The 20,594-nt window shown below is 69.2% G+C and carries 19 protein-coding genes and 6 pseudogenes; 7 read left to right on the top strand and 18 right to left on the bottom strand.

The features are described 5' to 3' along the window. Positions 1-56: 56 nt before the first annotated feature. Complete coding sequence (gene fxlA / locus MXD62_RS30250) at positions 57-203, bottom strand: FxLD family lanthipeptide (protein ID WP_248832777.1); 147 nt, start codon at positions 201-203, stop codon at positions 57-59. 454 nt (positions 204-657) lie between these two features. Here fxlA and MXD62_RS30245 point away from each other — a divergent pair, with 454 nt between their 5' ends. Then, positions 658-1,869, top strand: a complete 1,212-nt coding sequence (locus tag MXD62_RS30245; protein ID WP_248832776.1) for an XRE family transcriptional regulator — start codon at positions 658-660, stop codon at positions 1,867-1,869. An 18-nt stretch (positions 1,870-1,887) separates the two neighbouring features. Here the strand turns inward: MXD62_RS30245 and MXD62_RS30240 are convergent, their stop codons facing one another. The 4 genes and pseudogenes from MXD62_RS30240 to MXD62_RS30225 form a co-directional block, all read right to left on the bottom strand. Next, complete coding sequence (locus tag MXD62_RS30240; protein ID WP_248832775.1) at positions 1,888-2,544, bottom strand: HAD family hydrolase; 657 nt, start codon at positions 2,542-2,544, stop codon at positions 1,888-1,890. Positions 2,545-2,632: 88 nt separating this feature from the next. Then, positions 2,633-2,908 (bottom strand): annotated as a pseudogene (locus tag MXD62_RS30235) (helix-turn-helix domain-containing protein); the annotation flags it as partial. A gap of 9 nt (positions 2,909-2,917) precedes the next feature. Beyond that, a complete protein-coding gene (locus MXD62_RS30230; protein ID WP_248832774.1) occupies positions 2,918-3,481 on the bottom strand; it encodes an NUDIX hydrolase in 564 nt (187 codons plus the stop codon). A gap of 243 nt (positions 3,482-3,724) precedes the next feature. Beyond that, positions 3,725-3,880 (bottom strand): annotated as a pseudogene (locus tag MXD62_RS30225) (IS66 family transposase); the annotation flags it as partial. A gap of 191 nt (positions 3,881-4,071) precedes the next feature. Between MXD62_RS30225 and MXD62_RS30220 the strand changes: the two are divergent. Further along, positions 4,072-5,340, top strand: coding sequence for an MFS transporter (locus MXD62_RS30220; RefSeq protein ID WP_248832773.1), 1,269 nt, complete (start codon positions 4,072-4,074; stop codon positions 5,338-5,340). 268 nt (positions 5,341-5,608) lie between these two features. Here the strand turns inward: MXD62_RS30220 and yaaA are convergent, their stop codons facing one another. Both yaaA and MXD62_RS30210 read right to left on the bottom strand, forming a co-directional pair. Then, positions 5,609-6,457: a peroxide stress protein YaaA gene (gene yaaA / locus MXD62_RS30215; RefSeq protein WP_248832772.1), complete on the bottom strand. Its 849-nt coding sequence runs from the start codon at positions 6,455-6,457 to the stop codon at positions 5,609-5,611. A 73-nt stretch (positions 6,458-6,530) separates the two neighbouring features. Next, the gene (locus MXD62_RS30210; protein ID WP_248832771.1) at positions 6,531-7,244 is read right to left on the bottom strand and encodes a TetR/AcrR family transcriptional regulator; all 714 of its coding nucleotides are present in this window, start codon (positions 7,242-7,244) and stop codon (positions 6,531-6,533) included. Between MXD62_RS30210 and MXD62_RS30205 the strand changes: the two genes are divergently transcribed. Both MXD62_RS30205 and MXD62_RS30200 read left to right on the top strand, forming a co-directional pair. Continuing rightward, complete coding sequence (locus tag MXD62_RS30205) at positions 7,225-7,956, top strand: SDR family oxidoreductase (protein ID WP_248832770.1); 732 nt, start codon at positions 7,225-7,227, stop codon at positions 7,954-7,956. The genes MXD62_RS30210 and MXD62_RS30205 overlap by 20 nt on opposite strands. Positions 7,957-8,135: 179 nt before the next feature. Then, positions 8,136-8,626 (top strand): annotated as a pseudogene (locus MXD62_RS30200) (SAM-dependent methyltransferase); the annotation flags it as partial. Positions 8,627-9,775: 1,149 nt separating this feature from the next. On the opposite strand, the gene MXD62_RS30195 reads toward MXD62_RS30200, so the two are convergent. The 5 genes and pseudogenes from MXD62_RS30195 to MXD62_RS30175 form a co-directional block, all read right to left on the bottom strand. Continuing rightward, complete coding sequence (locus tag MXD62_RS30195; RefSeq protein WP_248832769.1) at positions 9,776-10,120, bottom strand: hypothetical protein; 345 nt, start codon at positions 10,118-10,120, stop codon at positions 9,776-9,778. Positions 10,121-10,457: 337 nt separating this feature from the next. Then, complete coding sequence (locus tag MXD62_RS30190) at positions 10,458-10,868, bottom strand: arsenate reductase ArsC (RefSeq protein WP_248832768.1); 411 nt, start codon at positions 10,866-10,868, stop codon at positions 10,458-10,460. 109 nt (positions 10,869-10,977) lie between these two features. Next, positions 10,978-11,175 carry a hypothetical protein gene (locus MXD62_RS30185; protein ID WP_248832767.1) on the bottom strand — a complete coding sequence of 66 codons (198 nt, stop codon included), beginning with the start codon at positions 11,173-11,175 and terminating at the stop codon, positions 10,978-10,980. Between the two features lie 60 nt (positions 11,176-11,235). After that, positions 11,236-12,018, bottom strand: a complete 783-nt coding sequence (locus MXD62_RS30180; protein WP_248832766.1) for an MIP/aquaporin family protein — start codon at positions 12,016-12,018, stop codon at positions 11,236-11,238. Positions 12,019-12,023: 5 nt separating this feature from the next. Continuing rightward, positions 12,024-12,449: pseudogene (locus MXD62_RS30175) on the bottom strand (ArsI/CadI family heavy metal resistance metalloenzyme); the annotation flags it as partial. Between the two features lie 78 nt (positions 12,450-12,527). Here MXD62_RS30175 and MXD62_RS30170 point away from each other — a divergent pair. Continuing rightward, positions 12,528-13,595 carry an integrase core domain-containing protein gene (locus tag MXD62_RS30170; protein WP_248832765.1) on the top strand — a complete coding sequence of 356 codons (1,068 nt, stop codon included), beginning with the start codon at positions 12,528-12,530 and terminating at the stop codon, positions 13,593-13,595. Positions 13,596-13,639: 44 nt separating this feature from the next. Further along, a complete protein-coding gene (locus MXD62_RS30165; RefSeq protein ID WP_248832764.1) occupies positions 13,640-14,521 on the top strand; it encodes a reverse transcriptase domain-containing protein in 882 nt (293 codons plus the stop codon). A gap of 468 nt (positions 14,522-14,989) precedes the next feature. On the opposite strand, the gene MXD62_RS30160 is transcribed toward MXD62_RS30165, so the two are convergent. The 6 genes and pseudogenes from MXD62_RS30160 to MXD62_RS30135 all read right to left on the bottom strand — a co-directional run. After that, on the bottom strand, positions 14,990-15,835 hold the full coding sequence (locus tag MXD62_RS30160) for an aminoglycoside phosphotransferase family protein (RefSeq protein ID WP_248832763.1): 846 nt from the start codon (positions 15,833-15,835) through the stop codon (positions 14,990-14,992). Positions 15,836-15,879: 44 nt separating this feature from the next. Further along, entirely contained in the window at positions 15,880-16,017 is a 138-nt protein-coding gene (locus MXD62_RS30155) for a hypothetical protein (RefSeq protein WP_248832762.1), read from the bottom strand. Positions 16,018-16,323: 306 nt separating this feature from the next. After that, positions 16,324-16,881 (bottom strand): copper resistance CopC family protein, encoded by a 558-nt coding sequence (locus tag MXD62_RS30150; protein ID WP_248832761.1) that lies wholly within the window; start codon positions 16,879-16,881, stop codon positions 16,324-16,326. Positions 16,882-17,053: 172 nt separating this feature from the next. Then, complete coding sequence (locus tag MXD62_RS30145) at positions 17,054-17,659, bottom strand: hypothetical protein (protein ID WP_248832760.1); 606 nt, start codon at positions 17,657-17,659, stop codon at positions 17,054-17,056. 181 nt (positions 17,660-17,840) lie between these two features. After that, positions 17,841-18,485, bottom strand: a complete 645-nt coding sequence (locus tag MXD62_RS30140) for a MerR family transcriptional regulator (protein WP_368862469.1) — start codon at positions 18,483-18,485, stop codon at positions 17,841-17,843. Then, positions 18,474-18,794: pseudogene (locus MXD62_RS30135) on the bottom strand (transposase family protein); the annotation flags it as partial. The gene MXD62_RS30140 and the pseudogene MXD62_RS30135, both read right to left, overlap by 12 nt. 281 nt (positions 18,795-19,075) lie before the next feature. Between MXD62_RS30135 and MXD62_RS30130 the strand changes: the two are divergent. After that, positions 19,076-20,589 (top strand): annotated as a pseudogene (locus tag MXD62_RS30130) (ISKra4 family transposase). The last annotated feature ends 5 nt before the right edge of the window (positions 20,590-20,594 follow it).

The raw sequence follows: 20,594 nt of genomic DNA, 5'->3' as shown, positions 1-20,594 counted from the left end.
GGGGGCGGGGGCGCCGCGCCCCGCCCCCCCCCCCACCACCCGGACCCTCGGCGATGTCAGCAGTCGGTGCTCTTGTTCGTCGAGCACCCGTTGTCGGTGGTGCACAGCAGCGCGTCCGCCGCGTCGCCCTGCTCGACGATCGAGACGTCGAGCTCCAGCTCGCTGATCCCCGCGGTGGTCGCGTCGGCCATAATGGTTTCCATGATCATCACACTCCTGTCTCGCCCGTTCACATGGGACACGGGCTCGTGAAGGACTCCAGTGATGCCGTCCCGCCTCCCGGCTCACTGCGAGGTTGCGTGAGGAGTTGGGCGTCGCCGCAGTTGCGGTGACCCGCTGGGAGGTAGACGGCTTGGTCCGGCCGACGCAGGCTCTCGAGCCAGCCGGTACGGCCCGGCGACTGGTCCGCGCCGGCCTGATCAGAAAACCTGGTTACCAACGTGGGCGGTACCGTCCACAGCCCGTCCAAGGGCAACCAGTCAATGACGGAAGGTAGCAGCATCCGATAGCTTCATCGTGGTCGACGACACCTGCCCGACGAGCCGCTGGAGGCGCGGAGTGGCGAGCAACCGTCATCCCCCGAACCGGAATCTGGCCTGGGAACGACTCCAACGCGGCTGGTCACACGACGAGGTCGCCCGCCGCATCGGCATGGAGATGGACCACGTCGGCGAGACGTACACCGGCCTGTGCGCCAATACGGTCAGGCGATGGGAGACCGGCGAGCGGCGCCCTGAGCCTCGCTACCGCAAACACCTGGTGACCGTGTTCGGAAAGCCCGCGAGCGAACTCGGCCTGCTCACACCAGACGAGCTCAAGATGCGCCCTGACATCACGATGGGGAGGGTGGACGGCATGCCATCTGGCGCGACTGGTGACGCGAGCTGGGATCGGGCCACCGTCCTTCGCGCGCTCTTGGGAGCGGGCGCGCTTCCCCTGCTGAGCCCGCTGCTGTCCGTGGCGTCGGCAGAGGGCGACCCGCAGCCTGGATCTTCCCAGGTGGACCCCGAGACCTACACGAAGATCGCGAATGGTCAGCGGGAACTCTACTGGAACAGCCCTCCGCGCCCGCTCTTCGAAGCGTCCTTCGCGCACACCCACCTGGGCGTCGCACTCGTGCGCGGCGCCCACGGGACGCAACGCGTGGCACTCGCCGCCGGGCTGGTCCAGTCGGCGCTGCTCGCCGGGCGCCTCGCCTTCTTCGATCTCGGCCAGCCCGCCGTCGCCACCCGCTGCTACGAGGTCGCGCTGACAGCCAGCAAGGAAGCCGGCGACCACGCGCTCGCCGCCACCGTCCTCGGTCACATGGCCTTCATTCCCGGCTTCAACCAGGATCCTGGCAGTGCGCGGAACCTACTCGCCGCCGCGCTGCAGCACTGCTGGCACGGCGTCGATCCCATCGTCCGGTCCTGGCTGCACTGCGTGTCCTCCGAGATCGAAGCCAGAAGCGGCGCCTCGGCGACCAGCCGCCACCAGATCGACCTCGCCGAAGCGTCGCTACCCAACGCTCCCAGCGATCTCGCATGGTTCGATTTCTACGACGCGGCCCGCCTTGATTCCTTCGCGGGCTACGCCGCCCTCACCACCGGAGATCACCCGGAAGCCGCTCGGCGACTGACTGCGGCGGCGGACCGGCTCGGCGCGCAGGGGAGCAAACAGCGCAGCGTCATCCTGGCCGATCTCGCCGGAGCCCATGGCCGGGACGGCGACCGCATCGCTGACTATCTCGGCCAAGCGATCGACGCGCTCACCACCGACTGGTACGCGACCGGGATCGACCGCGTACGCGCTATCCGGCCACTCCTGGGAGACAGCAAGCACGGTCGACACCTCGATGGCCAGATCAGAGCACTGTCACCAATATCGTGACCTCCAGCCTGCGGAGCGTCAGTTCGCCTCGTTGTACTTGCGCACCAGATCCGGTAGCTCAGTCAACGAGTCGAGGTGAAACAGGCAATGATCCTCGACTGCGGGATCCTCAAGAATGTAGCCCCACGGACCCCGACGGATGAGGGCAGTCGCCACGCCGGCAGCCTGCGCAGGACGGATGTCGTTGTCGAGCCGATCACCGACGTACAGCACCTCCCGAGCCGGGCAACCCGCTTCGGCGACGACACGCTCGAAGAACCCCGCCGACGGCTTCTCCACACCCCAGCTGTCCGACGTTCCGATCACGTCAACGGGGAGATCCAGCGCCCGCAAGATGACTTCGGCGCGGGCGGTCTGGTTACCCGCCAAGCCGACCCACAGACCCTCGGCGCGCAACGCCGCCAGGCAGGGCCGAGCATCGGCGTACAGGTCCTCCTCGCCGAAAAACTCCGGTTGCCCGGCCGCCGCGCGCCGCTCGCGCTCCACCCCGAGGTCAAATCCGGCCCGGAACACCTGGAACACCTCCCGGTAGTCCAGCCCACGGGCAATCACAGCGCCGAACACCGCAGAGAACGTGTGCCGAGGCACCCCCAGCCAGTCCGCCCACGTCCCGTACTCCCGGGACTCATCCACGATCGTCTCGCCTACGTCGAAGAACACCGACCTGATCGGCACGCGGGTCCCTCCATTCTGGTCGGACTGCGGACGCCTCTATCGTTCACGATGAAGCTACCGGGCGCCGTTGCCTTCCGTCAGCGGCCGGTTGCCGTTGCCGCTCATACAGCGGCAGCCGTGCCTCCTGAGCGTGACGCAGCCCGGAGCGCTCCATTCGGCGCTACTCGACCCACATCCCCTCCGCCGAGTGCAGGGACGCGAGCAGACCCGCAGTCTCGCCCTCGGCGCCGCTGATCTCGCACCATGTGCGGACGTCCGCCGCTGACGGGGGCCGGGTGGCGTGCTCGATCTTCGAGACCTTCGTACGCTCCCACCCGGCACGGGCAGCCCGCTCGATCGCGGTCAGACCGGCATCGCGGCGCAGTCAACCGATCTAGACCGGTGCGCTGACCGCTCGCGCGATGCGGTGGCCGACAAGCCGCTCGGCTACGGCGAGCGGATGCCATGCGGCACCGCGCACCTCGGACTCCTGGATGCGCCCCACGTCCGCATGCGCCGTGGTGAAGGCGTACCCGATGTCGAGGTGGTAGTGATCCGGCTCGTCCTTTTTCGGTCGTGCCGGGACCTGGCCGTACTCGATGTAGACGGGGCTCTGCGACGCGGGGAAGACCATGTCGAGGTCAACACCGGTCTCCTCCGTCAACTCGCGCATTGCCGCGCCGATGAGTGTGGTATCGGTCGGTTCCAGGTGGCCGCCAGGCTGCAACATGATCCCGTACGCGCGGTGCTCGACCAGCAGGATCTCGGTGTCACCGCAGCTGTCACTACGGACCAGAAGTGCACCGGCAGTTACGTGCATTGGAAAGGTTCGCCGTGAGGCGAAATCCCGTCCTTGAGAAAGTAGTAGCAGCGGCTCAGCCAGCAGCGTGGCATCATCCGGGTAACACTCGATGTAAGCGGAAAGAGCACTCGATATATCCGAATCACTGATCGCCACGAGCTGCCTCCGTGTCGGCTCGCAAGATCAGCCTTCCGGGACCTCCTGCTTGAACGTGAGCGACGAGATGCGACACAACCAGCTCCGTACATAGTGCATGGTGTACTAGGAAGCCCGTATCCTACACGCGGGGACTCGGCGGTGCGTATGTGCCACGCCGGGAAGCGGCAAGGGGCAGGTCTCCGACCAGATCTTTGCAGGGAGCTGTTCAGCTGTGGTGCAGCCAGCCCTTGATTGTTTCGGCTAGGTGGGTTGGGCGGTGAGTGGATGCCTGGCGCTGGTGGTGAACGGCTGGGCGCGTGCGCTGAGGGTGCCGAGGCTCCATTCGTTGGCGGTGTGCAGGTAGGAGGATTGTGTGACGGCGAAGTTGGCGAGTCCGGTCAGAGTGAGCCAGTAGCCCTAAGGAAAGATCAGCTGATATTCAGAACCCGCTCAAATAAGTCAGGAATCATGCCATATTGCCATCGTGTATCTAGCGTAGTGAATAATCCGACTATCTTTATTTGTCGCATTCTCTCCACCGGTTCGTGAGGTGCCGCGTGGTCGATCCGTCCCACATCCATCGCCGTACGAGCGGTACAGCGCGCCGGGTGCGCGACCAAGATCGCCGCAGCCTGCTCCTCGCGTACGCCGTGAGTGCGGCTGGGACCGGCGTCGGGTCGGGGGCGCTGCCGATCGTCGCCGTCCTTGTCCTGCACGCCTCCGCGTTCGAGGTGTCGTTGCTGTCCGGCCTGGCCGGGCTCACCGCCGCGGCGGTTCTGCTGCCACTGGGCGCCGGCATCGAACACCGACGCAAACGACCCGTGATGATCGCGGCGGATCTGGTGCGGTGCGCCGCGCTCGCCAGCGTGCCAGCTGCCGCCGCACTGCATGTGCTCACCTACCCGCAGCTGGTCGCGGTCGGGGCGATCTCCACGACCGCGTCAATCGCGTTTGCCGCCGCCAGCGGGGCGCATCTGAAAGCGATGACGGACCCGGCGGGACGTCTGGCGACGAACAGCTGGTTCGAGACCGCCGACTGGACAGCGAGTACGGCGGGTCCACCGGTGGGCGGGCTGCTGATCGGCGGCCTCGGGGCCACCGCCACGATGGCCATCGACGCAGCGTCCTACCTCGGCTCCGCCGTAGGCGTGCGGCGCATCCGCGCAGCTGAACCGCCGCCGCCCGAGCGCTCCGCCGACTCCGGCATCCGACCGGGATGGCGCTACATCTTCGCCCACCCCGGATTGCGGCCACTGTTCCTCAACGCGATGCTGTTCGGCGGCCCGGTCATCATGACCCTTCCGCTGCTCGCGGTCCTCATCCTCGACGACCTCCACCTGCCCGCGGCAGCCTACGGACTGTCCCTGGGCCTACCGTGCCTTGGTGGAATCGCCGGATCACGGCTCGCGCCCGCTCTGACGCGCAGGTACGGGCAGCGGCGTGTCCTGCTCGCCGCCGGTGCGGCGCGCGCTCCCTGGCTGCTGCTGTACCCGCTCGCGCCCCACGGCCTGGCCGGACTCGCGATCATCATGCTGGCGGACACGGCCCTGCTGACCTGCGCGGGAGTGTTCAACCCGGTGTTCGCGACCTACCGGATGGAGGTCACCGCCGACGCCTACATGGCCCGGGTACGGACTGCCTGGGGGATCAGCGCCAAGACCATCCAGCCGCTGTTCATCGTCGCCGGCGGCGGGCTCGCCGCGCTCACCGGTGTCAGGACCACGCTGCTCATCGCAGGACTCGCCTGCGCGGCCAGCGCCGCGCTGCTGCCGTACCGGACACCGGCGAGAGAGGCCGCAGCCCTCGGCACGATCCTCCCGGACGTACGACAGGCCCGCCCTGGGCGCAGGTGGCCTGCCCCTTGGGCGCGCTCCTGATCGAGATGGATGGTCGCCGTCGCCGGCTACGGGGCTAACGATGCCGCTCTAACGAGCCGGTCGCGCCAGCTCGTCGACGCGTTGTCAGCCCGAGCCGGCAGCCTTCTGGTGCTCAGCCACGCGACCGCGGGCTTCGCGTTGGCGGAGACCGCCCGACGCAACACCGCCGTGTACCCGCAGTGGGGTATCTCGTGCCAGGCCTGGGACCGCGCGCAGGTCGCGGCACTGGTCCTGGCCGCGATGGTTTCTGCTGGCTGCCCCGGATGGTTCAGGCGGTCGGGTTCCAGCGGGTGATGACGTCGAGGGTGGGCGCGGTCGCGGTGCCGCGCGGCTCGGCGACGAGGCCGGCGGACTCTGCCACCTCGGCCACGTCGTCGATGGTCTTCACCAGGCGGCTGGTGGCTTCGGTGAGCAGGAGTGCGCGGGTCAGCAGGCCCTTGGTCTGCTTCGCCTGGTAGCTGAGTGGACGGCGGACCCAGTGCCCGTCGACGAGTTTCTCGGTCAGGGCACGCACGGGCAGGGCGTTGGCGCGGAGAGGTCCGGAAAGGGATGGCACGGTCGCGTAGTCCGACGAGCGGAGGTCCACGATGAGGTGCTCGCCGACGGCGTCCGGGGCGCAGGCGAGCAGGTCGGGCAGGGCTGGCGCGAGGCGGGCGCGCCAGAAGGCCGCGAGCACGGTCGGTGCGGTACGGCCACCGAGGCCGGGGATCGCCGCCGCCATGCCGACCCGGTGGTCGGGTACCGACTCGGCCGCGCTGAGGAGGCCGAACGCCCCGTTGGAGACGAACAGGGTGTGGCTGGCTGCGGCTCGCGCGGCGGGTGGCAGCGCCGCCGGAGCCAGCGCCTGGTAGAGCACGCCCACGAATCGGTCGAGCGCTGGCATCGTTGGTGCGTCCAGCATCGCGGTGTTGGCGGCCAGATCGGCCTGCGCGCGCGAGGCCGGCAGCCGCAGCGCGACGACGGCCGCGTTCGGGTCGGCTCGGCAGAACGCCGCGACCGCCCGCGCGACCTCGGCGCGGGCTTCCGCGAGCGGGCCGTCGCCGAACCCGGCCGTCCGCAGCGACGGCCCGTCGCCGCCCTCGGCCTTCCCCTCGCTCGGCGGCAGCAGGATCCGCACCTACCCGACCTCATTTCACGATCTTGGCATCCCGACGTTCTGTGCTGCCAAGCTACGGTGGCCTCGAGGTTGATCAGTCCGGCGGGCGCTCGGGCGTCCGCCGCGTGATCGCCGTGATCGCCGTGATCGCCGTGGCTGTTTCGTCGGCCCACCTGTGGTCGAGCGGTCCGACGTCGAAGATCAGTCGGTACCACAGCGAACCGTAGACGAAGTCGACCAGCGGCGTCGTGTACTCGTCGGGGATCTCGCCGCGGGCGACGGCCCGGTCGAGGAGCGTTCCGAGCGCGGCCCGCCTGGTGATGAGGAAGCGGTCTCGGACGTCATGGGCGACCGCCTGATCGGTGGCTGCCGCTGCGGCGACCGCGCGCAGGAGAAGGGCGGTGGTGTCGTCGAGCGCGTCGATCGTGGACCTCAGGAAGGTGTGCACGTCGTCCGGCAGGCTGCCGCTGTCGGGGAGCGGGATGCTCATCTGCCCGCGTTCGACCATCGCATCCAAAATCACCTCGGTCTTGGACGGCCACCAGCGGTAGAGCGTCTCCTTGCTGACGCCGGCCCGCCTCGCGATGGCCTCCATGGAGAGACCAGCCGGTCCCACCTCTCCTGCCAGCGCCAGGGTTGCTTCGAGCACCGCGGCGCGCGCTCGCTCGCTGCGCGGTCGTCCGGGCCGGCGGGCGGGCTGTTCATTCACCTCCGCATCGTAACCGAACGGTCCGTTCGGTATTGATGGTAGAGTTTGCGAACGGGTCGTTCGGAAATGGAGGTTCGCGATGTCCGCGAGCAGCAGCACGCAAGATCGTCACGTCGCCATCCTCGGGGGCAGCGCCGGGATCGGGTTCGCCACGGCCCGGCTCCTCGCCGACCGGGGCGCGGACGTCACCATCGGCGGCCGCAACCGCGACCGGCTCGAGGCGGCAGTCAAGGAACTGGGCGGATCGGCCAGGGGAATCGAGGTGGACGCCGAGGACGTCGGCGCGCTGCGGCGCCTCTTCAGCGAGGCGGGACCGATCAGTGACCTGGTCGTCACCGTCACCCGGCGAGGCGGGGCCGGTCCCGCGGCCGAGCTCGCCGACGCCGACCTGACCGGAGCGTTTCTGGGCAAGTCCGTCGCTCACCTGCGGGCCGTGGCCCTGGCGATGCCGACGCTTGCCGCGGACGGCTCGATCACGCTGGTGACCGCGGGGTCGGCCCAGGCCGCGCTGCCGGGGACCGCGGGGTTGGCCGCGGTCAACGGCGCCCTGGAGGCCGCGGTGCCGCCACTCGCCGTCGAGCTCGCTCCCCGACGGGTGAACGCGGTGTCCCCCGGCGTCATCGAGACCGGCTGGTGGGACGAGCTGCCAGCGGACGCTCGACGCGCCGCGCTGGACGAGTTCGCCGGCCGAGCTCCGGTCCGGCGCAACGGCCGGCCCGACGAGGTCGCGGCGGCGATCGTCGCGGTCCTGGAGAACCGATTCATCACCGGCGTGGTCCTGCCCTGCGATGGCGGGCTGCGGCTCGCCTGATCCGGACAGATAGGGGTTGAGCAGTACCTGCCGGGTGAGGTCTTCCAACCGGATGGCTGCCGACCGGCCGAAGGACGGATCGCTCACTCTGATGCGGCGTCCTTCGAGGAAGGCGCTCAGAGGGTCGGTGGGTCGCACGTCAGTGACCGGGCTGTGTATGCAACCGAGGGGTGGTATCGATCGTGCTCGCGCACGCTCGTGCTCTGCTCACCGGCACCGGGGAGGGCCGCACCGCCTACCTGGACGCCGACCTGCGCGAGCCGGAGAAGATCCTCGAATCGGCCGAGCTCCGCGACACGTTGGACCTGACCCGCCCCGTCGCCCTGTCCGTCATCGCTCTGCTGCACTTCATCCCGGACTCCGACGACCCCTACGGCATCGTCCGCCGCTACCTCGACGCGCTTCCCGCCGGCAGCTACCTGGCGCTCACCCACGTCACCCCCGACTTCGCACCCGACGACGTCCAGCGCGTCGTCGATGTCTACGGAGCCAGGGCATCCCCGCCACGGTACGCAGCCGCAGCGAGGTCGGGCGGTTCTTCGACGGCCTCGACATGGTCGAGCCCGGGGTGCAGCCCGTGCACCGCTGGCGGCCCGACGACACCAGCGGCCCGGACCGCCCGACCGACGCCGAGGTCAACGTGTACGGCGCACTCGCCCGCGTCCCGTAACACCGCGGGATGGTGCCCGCGGCGCGCCGCGGGCACCCGGCTGGTGGGACCCATGGCGACGCAGGTCCGACAACCGTGGCCAGCCGCGTTGGCCCGGGACCTCGACCGGCGACAGCTGGACAGGCGGTCACCCTGTTCTCCGTCGCCCACTGCCGGGCCGTCGTCTCACGGGCATGCCGTTCGATCCGGAGATGATCCGTTCACGGAAGGTCAACACCGTGGCCCTTCTGCGCGGCCTACGGTGGTCAGGCGCTGGGCCCCGCGGGGGCTCGGCCCGGCGCGCCTCCCTCTCGTTCACGACCGTGACCACGCCGGCCTAGTCCACCGGCGAACCGCATAAGAGGGTGTCTCGTGTGGCTGTCCGGGTACATCTTTGATCATGGATGTGACGGAGAACAGTCTGGCGGTGCGGCTGGTCCCGGACGATCTGTGGGAGCTGGTGGAACCGCTGTTGCCACGGTTGCGAGGTTCGACGTCACCTCCACGCCCGTACGACCCTTGTGGCTTGCGGCGGCGGGCGCGATGAGGTGCGCACCAGTCGACCACGAATTGAAGAATTACCAGTCGGCCTCGCGCCGTCCCGCACGCGTGGGGCGACGCAAGACTGAAGCCGAGCGGATCATGTGCCAGTCCGGAAGATCCCGCACGCGTTGGGGGACGACAGCCACAGGTGGAAGGAGACGCCGCTGTCCGGGAGAAGATCTCCGCGCGTGCGGGGACGCGTTGCACGCGGTTCACGGCCACGGGGCACACGTGAGACGGCACCACCGAACATCACCCACGGTGGCGGCTGCTCGGATAAACGTGACCGCTGCTCATGTACTGCTCAAATACGCGGTCGATTGCTCATGCATACCCGGCGCCTACGACAGCTGTAGGGAACGGATCAAAATGGCTAGTCCGAACTGCTGAGATGGTCTTGTTGGCCAGTCGGAATGCACTTGTGGGGCGGCTATTTGGCCATGTCCGAGTCCACGGCGAGAATGCCGCTCACTCCGTCGGCATCCTGGTCCTGCGCCGCATCAGCCCCGGTCGAGGGCTCTGTGTACCGTGGTGCATGGCTAATTCTAGTTGGTTCCGTGGCTGGAGGACGGCGCGCGGCCTGGGTCGCGCGCCGTCCTCGGAAGTTGTGGTGGCGGGCGGTGGCGTTCAGCACCTGCCGTGGGTGAATACGAGTGTTGTGACCTGCCAGGTGCTGTCGTGTGGGGCGAGGTCGGCGGTGATGCATTGCTGCGTCACGATGTTAGGCACGGCCTGTCCGGTGTGGCGTTCTTTCAGGGGCCACAGCGTCCAGTCCTGTTGGTCGATTATCTGCGCGGCGTCGCTGGATCTCCTGGTGACCTGCGGATGAATGTCGTAGCCTTTTTCGATCGTGCGTACCCATCCTCGGGTGGCGTAGCCGCGGATCACTGCCTGGGCCCAGTCGAGGGCCTGCCCGTCGGTATAACGAATCAGCGGTGGGTAGTCCGGTTCGCCGCGGGTCTGGGCGTCCATGAATGCGGCCCAGAACTGGAGGTAGGCGTCGTTGATCGGGTCTGCGGTGGGGGGGAACGTCCAGGTCGGGATCGGGGTGGGGGCGACGGGTGCCGTCGTCGGTCCTACGGTGGTGGGTGGCGCTGGTGGGGTGCTCGTGCTCGGGGAGCAGCCGGCCAGAAGTAGGCCGCTGACCAGCAGTGACCCCCATGCCAGTCGGGCGTCACGTCTCGCGCGACTCGTGTGTCGGTGCCGGGTCGCTACGCCTGCGGCTGCGGCTGCGTAGTGATGCCGACGGCTGGCCGTGGTGCTGTGCGGTGTCATTTCTTGGTCCGGGGGCGGCGGCACGCTGGGAAGGTCAGGATGGTACGGGGAGCAGTTCACCGATGAGCTTTTCGATGCGGCTGCGGATGTCGTCGCGGATGGGGCGGACGGCGTTGATGCCCTGGCCGGCGGGGTCGTCGAGTTTCCAGTCCTCGTAGCGTTTGCCGGGGAAGATCGGGCAGGCGTCGCCGTAGCCCATGGTGATGACGACGTCGGAGGCTTCGACCGCGTCGATGGTGAGGATCTTCGGGGCCTGGTCGGTGATGTTGATGCCGACTTCGGCCATGGCGGCGACGGCGGTGGGGTTGATCTGGTCGGCGGGGGCGGAGCCGGCGGAGCGGACCTCGACGCGGTCGCCGGCGAGGTGGGTGAGCCAGCCGGCGGCCATCTGGGATCGGCCGGCGTTGTGGACGCAGACGAACAGTACGGAGGGTTTCGCGGCCATGGAAGCGTGATCCTTCTGTCGGAGGGCGGTCCGGGTGGTGAGCCGGTCGTCGCCGCGCTGGTGGTGGGCGGACGGGCAGCGGGCCCGGTCGGGGTTCAGGCAGTGGTGGTCAGGGGGTTCCGCGGCCGGTGCCGTGGTGGTAGCGGAGCCAGCTTTGGGCGGCGATTTGAACGGCGTCCCAGGGTGAGCCCGGGGGTGGGGTGTAGGCGGGGTCGAGGTCGTCGAGGAACATCTCCTCCACCTCCTCGGCGGTGAAGGTGGTGTCGTAGTGGTTAGGCGAGCCGGTCGGCGCTGGCCCGCAGCGCACGGACGGTCGCCAGGTCCACCCCGGTTAAGGCGTCCAGACGGGTAGGGGATGCGGGATCGGTCATGACACGCCTCGGGGCGCATGCGGCTCCGCGCCGTTCACGGTTGCCGGGTCGGAATGGGGCAGCGCGATCTGCGCGGCCTGCGCGCGGGCTGTGGCGGTAGGTGGGTAGAACAGTCGGACCAGCCCGTAGCCGACCGCGCCGCCGACGGCCTGGGCGGCGATGAACGCCGGGGCGGAGGCGGGGGCGATGCCGGCGAAGCTGTCGGAGAACATCCGCCCGACGGTGATCGCCGGGTTCGCGAAACTCGTCGAGCTGGTGAACCAGTACGCTGCGCCGATGTAGGCGCCGACCGCGGCCGGGGCCCGTTCGGCCCGGTCGGACCGGGCCAACGCGAAGATCAGGAGGATGAGTCCGGCGGTCGCGACAATCTCGGCGAGCAGGTGCGCTGCGGACGCGCGGTGGTGCGTGGCGATCGACACCGCCGGCTGGTCGAACATCAGGTTCGCCAGCACCGCCCCGCCGATACAGCCGGTGACCTGCGCGGGCAGGTAGGCGGCGGCGTCACGCCACGGCAGGCCGCCGAACGCGGCGTCGACGAGGCTGACGACCGGGTTGAAATGCGCCCCGGACACGGGGCCGACCATGAGGATGATGGCGAACAGGCCGGCGGCGGTCGCCGCGGCGTTCTCCACCAGCTGCAACCCGACCTGCTCAGGGCTGAGCTGGACCGCGGCGATCCCCGACCCGACGACCAGCGCGGCGAGGAGCATGCTGCCCACCGCCTCGGCGGCCAGCCGCCGCGTCAGCGTCGGCTGACCACCCGGCTCGATGTCCGCCACCGGGTTCAGTGGGTGCCGGCGGGCGCTGGTTCGATGGCGACGTCGGTGGTGTCGGCGGCCGGGCCGCAGTCCACCCCCGGTCCGCAGGCGCAGGCCGACCCCGGCCCGCTGCCCGGCTCCACCGTCCGCAGGGTCGGCATCGACCCGTCGACGACGTCGGAGAGCACCGTGTAGACCTCCCACGGCGCGCCGTCGGGGTCGTCGACCCAGACCTTGTCCTGTACCGCGTAGCAGCAGGCGGTGTTCTCCTCGACCGCGGTGTCCAGGCCGGCGCCCGCCAGCCGGGTCGTCGCGGCGGTGACCTCGTTGGTCGTCTCGACCTCGACGCCGAGATGGTTCAACGCCCCCGCGACGCCGCTGCCGCGGACGTCCGGGTTCTCGATCAGCACCAGCTTCAACGGCGGCACCTCGACCGCGAAGTTCGCATACCCCTGTGGGGTGCCAGAAGTCGGCCTGGGCCCGTGAGCTGGGCTGATGCGACGGTGCGGCTGTCGGCATGATGGTCAGCTATGTCCATCCGCCTGCTCTATCTGATCTTCGTGCGGGTCTGTGGTTGGCTGGTCCTCCTCGGCCGTTCGTCGACATCCAAGGACATCGAGCTGCTGGTGTTGCGGCACGAGGTCGCGGTGCTGCGCCGTACCCAGCCCAAGCCCCGATGGGACTGGGCGGACCGCGCGGTTCTCGCCGCACTGATCAGGGTTCTCCCCAAGACGCTGCGAGCGCACCGGCTGGTCACCCCCGGCACCGTCCTCCGGTGGCACCGCCGTCTCATCACACGGAAATGGACCCACCCGCAGCGGACGGGACGGCCACCGATCAGCCCGGAGATCGCCACGCTGATTGAGCGGCTCGCGACCGAGAACACGACGTGGGGCTACCAGCGAATCCAGGGCGAGCTGCTCAAGCTCGGCCACCGGGTCGGTGCGTCCACGATCCGCCGGGTCCTGACGTCCCTGGGGCTGCCCCCGGCTTCGGAACGGCAGACCGACACGACGTGGCGGCAGTTCCTACGCACCCAAGCCTCGACCATGCTGGCAGTCGACTTCTTCCATGTGGACTGCGCGGTGACGCTGCGGCGTCTGTACTGCTTCTTCGTCCTGGAAGTCGGCTCCCGCACCGTCCACATCCTCGGGGTCACCGCCCACCCGGACGGACCGTGGACCACCCAACAAGCCCGGAACCTCCTCATGGACCTCGGCGACCGAGCCGCCGACTTCCAGGTCCTGATCCGCGACCGGGCCGGCCAGTTCACCGCCTCCTTCGACGCGGCCCTCGCCGACGCCGGCATCACCACCGTCAAGATCCCACCCCGAGCCCCACGGGCGAACGCCTACGCGGAACGGTTCGTCCTGACCGTCCGGACCGAGGTCACCGACCGCATGCTGATCTTCGGCGAACGGCATCTGCGCACCGTCCTGGCCGAGTACGCCGCCCACTACAACGGACGACGACCCCACCGCGCGCTCCGCCTTCAACCACCCCGGCCCGACCATCCGATCGCCGACGTCACGACAGAACAGATCAAGCGCCGGCCTGTCCTCGGTGGCCTGATCAACGAATACGAACGAGCCGCCTAAAAGGCCAGGTCAACGCCGGTGGCCGAGTTCTGGCACCCCGCAGGGTGCTCGACCTGGACATCCGGGATTTCTTTTCCAGCCTCAGTCATCAATGGCTGGTCAAGTTCCTTGAGCACCGGATCGCGGACAAACGGATCCTGCGCCTGGTCCAGAAATGGCTGAGCGCGGGAGTCATCGAGAACGGCGCGCGGTCGCAGACAATGGAAGGGTCACCGCAGGGGGCTTCGGTATCACCGCTGCTCGCTAACGTGTACCTGCACCACGTCTTCGACCTGTGGGTGCGGTGGTGGCGGAATCACTTCGCGTGCGGTGACGTGATCACCGTGCGCTTTGCTGACGACGCTGTCGCCGGCTTCGAGTACGAGGATGACGCGCGGCGGTTCCTTGTCGATCTTCGGGAGAGGTTCGCGAAGTTCGGCCTGGAGTTGCATCCCGACAAGACCCGGCTGATCGAGTTCGGGCGGTTCACCGTCCGGAACCGGTCGCGGCGCGGGCAGGGCAGACCCGAGACGTTCAGCTTCCTGGGCTTCACGCACATCTGCGCGACGGGCAAGCGGGGCTACTTCTGGGTGCGGCGGGTCACCGACAAGAGGCGGATGGCGGCGAAGCTACGCGAGATCAAGATCGAAGCGAAGCGGCGTAGTCACCTACCCACCCCCGTTCAGGGGCAATGGTTGCGCAGCGTGGTCAACGGCCACCTGAACTACTATGCCGTGCCAGGCAACATGAACGCGACGGCATCCTTCCGCTACGAGGTGCTCCATACCTGGCACAAGGCGCTATCGCGCCGTAGCCAGCGCGGGTACCTGAACTGGGGACGGATGGGGCCCATCGCGAACAGGTGGCTACCGACCGCAAAGGTCCGACATCCCCTGCCTACCGTTCGGCTCGACGCCAGTACCCGAGGCAGGAGCCCAGTGCGGTAGTTCCGCTCGCTGGGATCTGTGCGGGGGGCCGTCCGTAAGGACGGTCCCTACCGCGACTAGCTGATCTGTAGAGGTCAGGATAGAGCAACCGTGGCAGGCGAGGATCGGAGCGATCCCCCCGCAGGCGGACAGCTGCCGGCGGTACTTCACATGGCCGTGGGCCCAGCCGATGAGCCAGGTAACACGGGCCACGGTGCGCAGGTAGCTGTAGACGGTCTCGCGGTGGGTGTGTTGCATTCCAAGAGCCGGGGTGCGACAGCCCCCGCGATCCGTCGCACCCCGCGTCGCACCCAAAGCCACTCTGCTACAAGGGATGTCGCGCCGTCGCACTCTGCGGGGGTGTTCCATGTGGAACACCTGGTTCCGGTTACGGGACGAGTCAGACCGCCGTGGCATCCCACGGGAGCACGCATGGACCGCGGGCCGCAATGTGGTCCCGCGGCGCGATACGGCAGGCGACGCTGTGATTCAGCTGACCGCGACCCCGGCTCTCCACGCTGCGTAGTCACGGGCGGCTCGGACCCACGGCCCGGCCGCTCCGTCGGTGACCGCCCGGTACGTCCACAGACCGGCCACAAACGCGGCGAACGCAGTCAGAGCATCGTCGTCCGGCGTCCAGCCCGGCCGCTGCGCCGCCCACGCCTCCGCAGCCGCCGGGGAGTGCCCAGCGTCGATGAGCCGGATCACCAGGAACGCCGTGTCGACCCACGGCGCGGCCGCGGCCGGCCACCCCCAGTCGATCACGTGGACCGCACCGTCCGGGCCGAGGATGAACTGATCGGCGTGCAGATCGGTGTGCGCGAGCCGGTCGCCCTCGACCGCCGCAGGCGCGAGCGCCGTCCACCGGTCCATCCGCTCCACATCCCACCCGGCGGCCACATCCGGGGCGGCATCACGCACTCGGCTCCACCAGTCCGGCACCGTCCACCGCGCGTGCAACCCGCGGATCCCGGGAGCGGGCAGAGCGCTGATCCGGTCCAGCGTCCTGCCCACCACCGCGAGGTCCACCGAGCCGGGGGTGAGGTCAGCGGGCCGGCCGGGCAGGTACTCGAAGCCGACGATCAGCCACAGGTCGTCGGCTTCCACCTCCTCGGAGAAGATCACGGCCGGGGCGATGCCGTCGGCGAGCATCCCGGCCGTGATCTCGTTCCGCAGCCAGCGCATCGGCCGGCTGGTCCCACGGACGGCCTTCACGAACACCGGCCCGCTCACGCCGCCGTGCACGACGGCGGCGAGGTCGTTGTTCTGCCCGCCGTCGACGGCTGTCGCCGAGGTGACCGTGCCGACATGCCGCTCGATCGCTCGCCGCACCACGCCAGGGACCGACCCCCACACGTCCGCCTCACTCTCCCGGGGCTCTACGGGATCCACGAGCCCGAACTCTCGTTGCCGTCCTTACCGGACGCGGAACAGTTCCCCTCACCCGAACAGTCCGCACCGGTCACCTCAGACCCCAGGTCGGCGTCGACCGCGTAGCCGGCCTCGATGACCGCCATCAGGGTACGGTCCCGCACCGCCGACGCTGCTACTCGCCGCTGCCACCGCGCTGCGCCTGGCCGCCGAGAGGCCGTCCACCGCCCGCAGCGTCCTCGCCAGCAGCCATATAGCCCGCCACGCACCAGCACGTGTACGACGGTGACCGGCCTTCCCCGTTCCGGTCCGCGTGGCAGGAGGCGATGACCGAGGTGGAGGAGGCGATCATTCTGGCGTGTACCCCAAAACGACATCGTGGAACGATGGGATATAGCGCTGATCCGGTGCGAGCTGATCGTAGAGGGGTCCGGTGGCTGGCCCCAGCCCCGTCAGTCCCGGCGGCGCAGCCGCAGCACCCCGAACACCAGCACGGCGAGCACGATGCCGGCGCCGAGGACGACGCCGCCGACGCCGCGCCCGTCGTCCGAACCTTCTTCCGGCTCGTTGCCGGCCGAGGTGGCGGGCACGGCTGCGGGGGTACCGGTGAAGGTGAACCTCAGCGACGCCCCGACCGCGTGCGAGTCTTCGGAGATCACAGAGTAGTGCAGGCCGTAGTCACCGGTGGCGGTGAACGGGCCGAGTGCCTGGAAGACCTCCGCCCCGTCCTGCACCGGATCTCCGGTCGACATGATCGACCCGTCGGGAGCGGTCACAGTCACCGATAGGACGCTGAGCGGCGCCGCCGAGAAGACCAACCGCACCTCGCTCGGGGCGTCGTCGACTGTGGCGCCGTCAGCCGGGATGGAGCTTTCCAGGGTGGCGTGCGCCGAAGCCACCCCGGCCTGGCCGACCAAGGCCGCAGCCGCGGCGAGAAGCAGGACCGCGAACCGGCACAGGCGCCGGAACCGGTGCCGCGACGTCGGCCGTGTCGTGCGTCCGGTCTTCACGGCGTGATCCCCTCGGCCGACCCCAGCCGGCACGGTTGATCGTACATTCGGCTCGGCCCGCCGTGTCCGGTCGGGCTAAACCCCAAAACGACATCGTGGGTGGGGTGGCGTGGCTGGCTCGTTGCCGTTCGCGCCCCGCGTACCGCGATAGCCGCCACGGCGCGTGGAACCGTCAGCCGGTGGGCAGGCAGCCGGCGGCACTCTCGGACAGCTGGTAGCCCCCGTCTGCCTGGAGGCTGATCCACGCGGGGGTCAGGTCAGTGACGACCTGCCCGGGCAGGTCGTCGGGGAGGGTGCCGATGCCGGTGGTGGGGTTGGCGTGCAGGACCAGGGCGAGCGCGGCCAGCCGGGTGGTGGGCCCGGTTTTCTTCAACGGTTTCGTGGCGAGGGTGCGGCTGATCCACCCCGACACGCGGCTGCGCATCAGCGTGCCCATCGGCGGGTCCACCAGCTCGGTGAACCCGGGCGCCTGGACGCGGAACGTCTCCGCCGGGTCGGCATCGATGATCCGGTCCAATTCCCCGCTGATCCACCCGGCCCCGGCCAGTTCGTTGAGTACACCGGCGGGGTGGGAGTAGCGGTGCAGGTCCATGCTGGTCAGGTTCGCTTCCCCGTCCCGCACGGCGCGTGCCGCGATCGTGAGTGCCAGGACTTGGGCGTCGGGGCTGACCGGCAGGGCGGCGGCGAACGTGACGAGCTGGCGGGCGGCCGCGGCCTGCGGGCCGGTCAACCGCGGCCGGCCAGGAGCCGTCTTCACCGGTGCTGTCGAGGTCGTCACGTCACACACTCTCCACAGTCCAGACCACCCCCCGGGGCAGATCCGATCATCCCGCACCCGCCCATGTCATCGCCGGGCGAGTCGGACCATCGCCGTGGCCTGGGCCACTGCCCGGCGATTCGCGGTGATATCTGGCCGGTCCGATGTTGGCGGGCGTTCTCTTTCTTGTCCGGTGGTCTCCTCATGGTCGTTCTGGCACGGGGGGCGAGCCGGGACGGCGGTCGTGGTGGTGGTGGCTCGCGGGTACGTCGCTGGACCAGATGAGCGCCTCGTAGCGGGGGCAGCCCTCCGGTGGGGCGTCGCCGTGGTGATCGAGGATGTGTTCGAGTAGTTCGCGGGCCGCGAGAAGCCGATCGGCCTTGACCTGTAGGGATTGGATCTGTGCTTCGATCATCTGCTTCCATGCCGGATGGGGACGGTCGGCAAGCAGCAGGTCGGCGATGTCGTCCAGGCTGATGAGGGCGGCCCTCCGCCAGTAGCGGATGACGGCCAGCCGGCGGATCTCGGTTGGGCGATACCAGCGGCCGCCAGCGGCCTGCACCGCGCGGTCGATCAGGCCGCGCTGCTCGTAGTACCGGATCAATGAGGCACTCAGCCCGACGCGGTGGGCGACCTGGTCGATCGGGAGGAGGTCGTCGTCTACCGGATGCGCCATAGCTCTCCCTTCGAACATCGGTTGCGTTGAAGTCGGCTTGAACACGCACGATCGTTCCACACCACGGAGAACACCGACGCTGGCGCTGATGAGGAGGAGGGTCGGTCTGTGGCCGACGGGCAGGTGTTCGATTTCGTCACCCGTTATCCAGACGCGGCAACGTTCCAGCACCCCGGGGACCTGCTCACGGTATGTCTGGCGGCACCCGCGTGTCGGGCAGACCAGGCGACGGACCCGCACGATCATGATCACACGGCGAGCGTCCAACGGCACGTCCGCCACCGTCCGCTCGTGAAAGCCGTGCACTCGCGCCGTGAACGCACCGCACGCCGGGCAGGCGGTCGGCGCGTCCGGCGTCCGCGCCCTCACCCGGACCCGGACCCGGACCCGGACCCGGTAGCCTTCATCCGCCACGTCCTCCACGACAAGCGGCGCCAACCCCGAAAACACCACCGCCACAAGGCCATCCACGCCAACCATGACGCATCGTGGCGTAACTACTCGGATCGGCTACCACCGGATCTGCGACAGAGCCGTTAACTGGACAGACCCTTATACGTGTGCGACGGCGCCGTAGCCGCCGATCGTGATATCCGACGGGTGTAGTTCCGGCTGAGTGAGATCGTTGCGCTAATGATCTCTGGGCGGCGTGCTGCTATTGATCAAGGAAGAAGCTCCTTCTCGCTACGTTCCGTGGTGACGAAACCAGTGGGACGTGACAGCAAGAAGGAGCCTGCGTGTCAGGGTACGAGGAGCCGGCCGTGCCGCCGCCGGCGGGCCCGTTCACCGAGGCCAGAGTGCGGTACTTCGCGCTCGAGGCGCTGCTCGCCGGTGCGGAGGCTCGCTCTGGCAGGCACGACGAGGTCGAGGAACTGATCGACCGGCATGGCCGCGAGGTCCTGCGGGCGCTGTTCCAGGGCCATCTTGACCTGCGGGCACGTGAGGAGGAGCGGGCTGACCCGCCGCCGGTCGGCGCCGACGGTGTGACCCGTACCCGGACCGAGCGCGGCCATGACCGGCGGCTGGTGTCCCAGTTCGGGCAGGTCACGGTCAGCCGCCACGCCTACCGCGCGGCGGGAGTGGGCAACCTGCATCCCGCGGATGCGGCGCTGAACCTGCCGGCGGGGCTGTACTCGCACACGCTCGCGCGCAGGCTCGCCCTGGAGGTGACCCGGGGCTCGTTCGACGACGCGGTCGACGCGGTCGCCCGCGCGACCGGCCAGGTCCTGGGCAAACGGCTCGCCGTCGAGCTCGTCCGCGGCCTGGCCGCCGACGTTGATGCCTTCTACGCCCAGGCGCGGCCCGAGATCAGCCCCGCCGGTCGGCTGCTGGTCCTCCAGTTCGATGGCAAGGGCATCGTCATGCGTCCCGAAGCGCTGCGCCCGGCGACCGCGAAGGCCGCCGGGGCGGCCACCCACCGGCTGTCCACCCGCCTGTCTCCGGGTGAGAAGGCCAACCGCAAACGGATGGCCGAGATCGCGGTCGTGCACGACATCACCCGGCGCCGCGCACCGTCGACGACGTCATCGCCCGCCGTCCCCGCTCGAAGGCCGGGGCCGACGAGACACCGCGGCCACGGGCGGACGGGCCGAAGGCCACCGGGAAGTGGCTGACCGCCTCCGTTGTCGACGACATCGCCACCGTCATCACGGCCGGCTTCGATGAGGCCGAACGGCGCGACCCCCACCACCAGCGGACCTGGGTCGTGCTCGTCGACGGGAACAACACCCAGATCGAGGCGATCCACACCGAGGCGACACGCCGCAAGGCGGCGGTCACCATCGTGGTCGACTTCGTCCACGTCCTCGAATACATCTGGACCGCGGCCTGGTCGTTCTTCGACAAGGGTGACCCCGACGCGGAGGACTGGGTCCGCGCGCAGGCCCGAGGCGTGCTCGCCGGCCGGGCAAAGGCGATCGCCTCCGGCTTCCGCCGCCGCGCGACCCGCAACCACTACGACGCCCGGGAGCGCAAGGGCGCCGACACCGCAGCCGACTACCTCGACGCGAAGGCCTCCTACCTGCGCTACGACCTCGCGCTCGCGAACGGCTGGGCGATCGCGACCGGCGTCGTCGAGGGCTCCTGCCGACACCTGGTCAAGGACCGTTTCGACATCACCGGAGCGAGATGGGGCCTCGACGGCACCGAAGCCGTCCTCCTTCTCCGCGCCGTCGTCACCAACGGCGACTCCGACGCCTACTGGGCCTACCACCTCGACCAGGAACAACACCGCAACCATCACAGCAAGTTCGCCGAAACCTACACACCGACATGATCAAG

Source organism: Frankia sp. Mgl5 (assembly GCF_023242985.1).
Taxonomy (GTDB): Bacteria; Actinomycetota; Actinomycetes; order Frankiales; family Frankiaceae; genus Parafrankia; species Parafrankia soli.
This window is presented reverse-complemented; position numbering and strand designations above follow the sequence as displayed.

Bases quoted from the DNA above. Each gene is read 5' to 3' on its own strand.
- MXD62_RS30245 (WP_248832776.1), top strand. From the start codon at position 658: ATGGACCACGTCGGCGAGACGTACACCGGCCTGTGCGCCAATACGGTC.
- MXD62_RS30205 (WP_248832770.1), top strand. From the start codon at position 7,225: ATGTCCGCGAGCAGCAGCACGCAAGATCGTCACGTCGCCATCCTCGGG.
- MXD62_RS30195 (WP_248832769.1), bottom strand. From the start codon at position 10,120: ATGGACGCCCAGACCCGCGGCGAACCGGACTACCCACCGCTGATTCGT.
- MXD62_RS30155 (WP_248832762.1), bottom strand. From the start codon at position 16,017: ATGGCGGTCATCGAGGCCGGCTACGCGGTCGACGCCGACCTGGGGTCT.
- fxlA (WP_248832777.1), bottom strand. From the start codon at position 203: ATGGAAACCATTATGGCCGACGCGACCACCGCGGGGATCAGCGAGCTG.
- MXD62_RS30190 (WP_248832768.1), bottom strand. From the start codon at position 10,868: ATGGCCGCGAAACCCTCCGTACTGTTCGTCTGCGTCCACAACGCCGGC.
- MXD62_RS30170 (WP_248832765.1), top strand. From the start codon at position 12,528: ATGTCCATCCGCCTGCTCTATCTGATCTTCGTGCGGGTCTGTGGTTGG.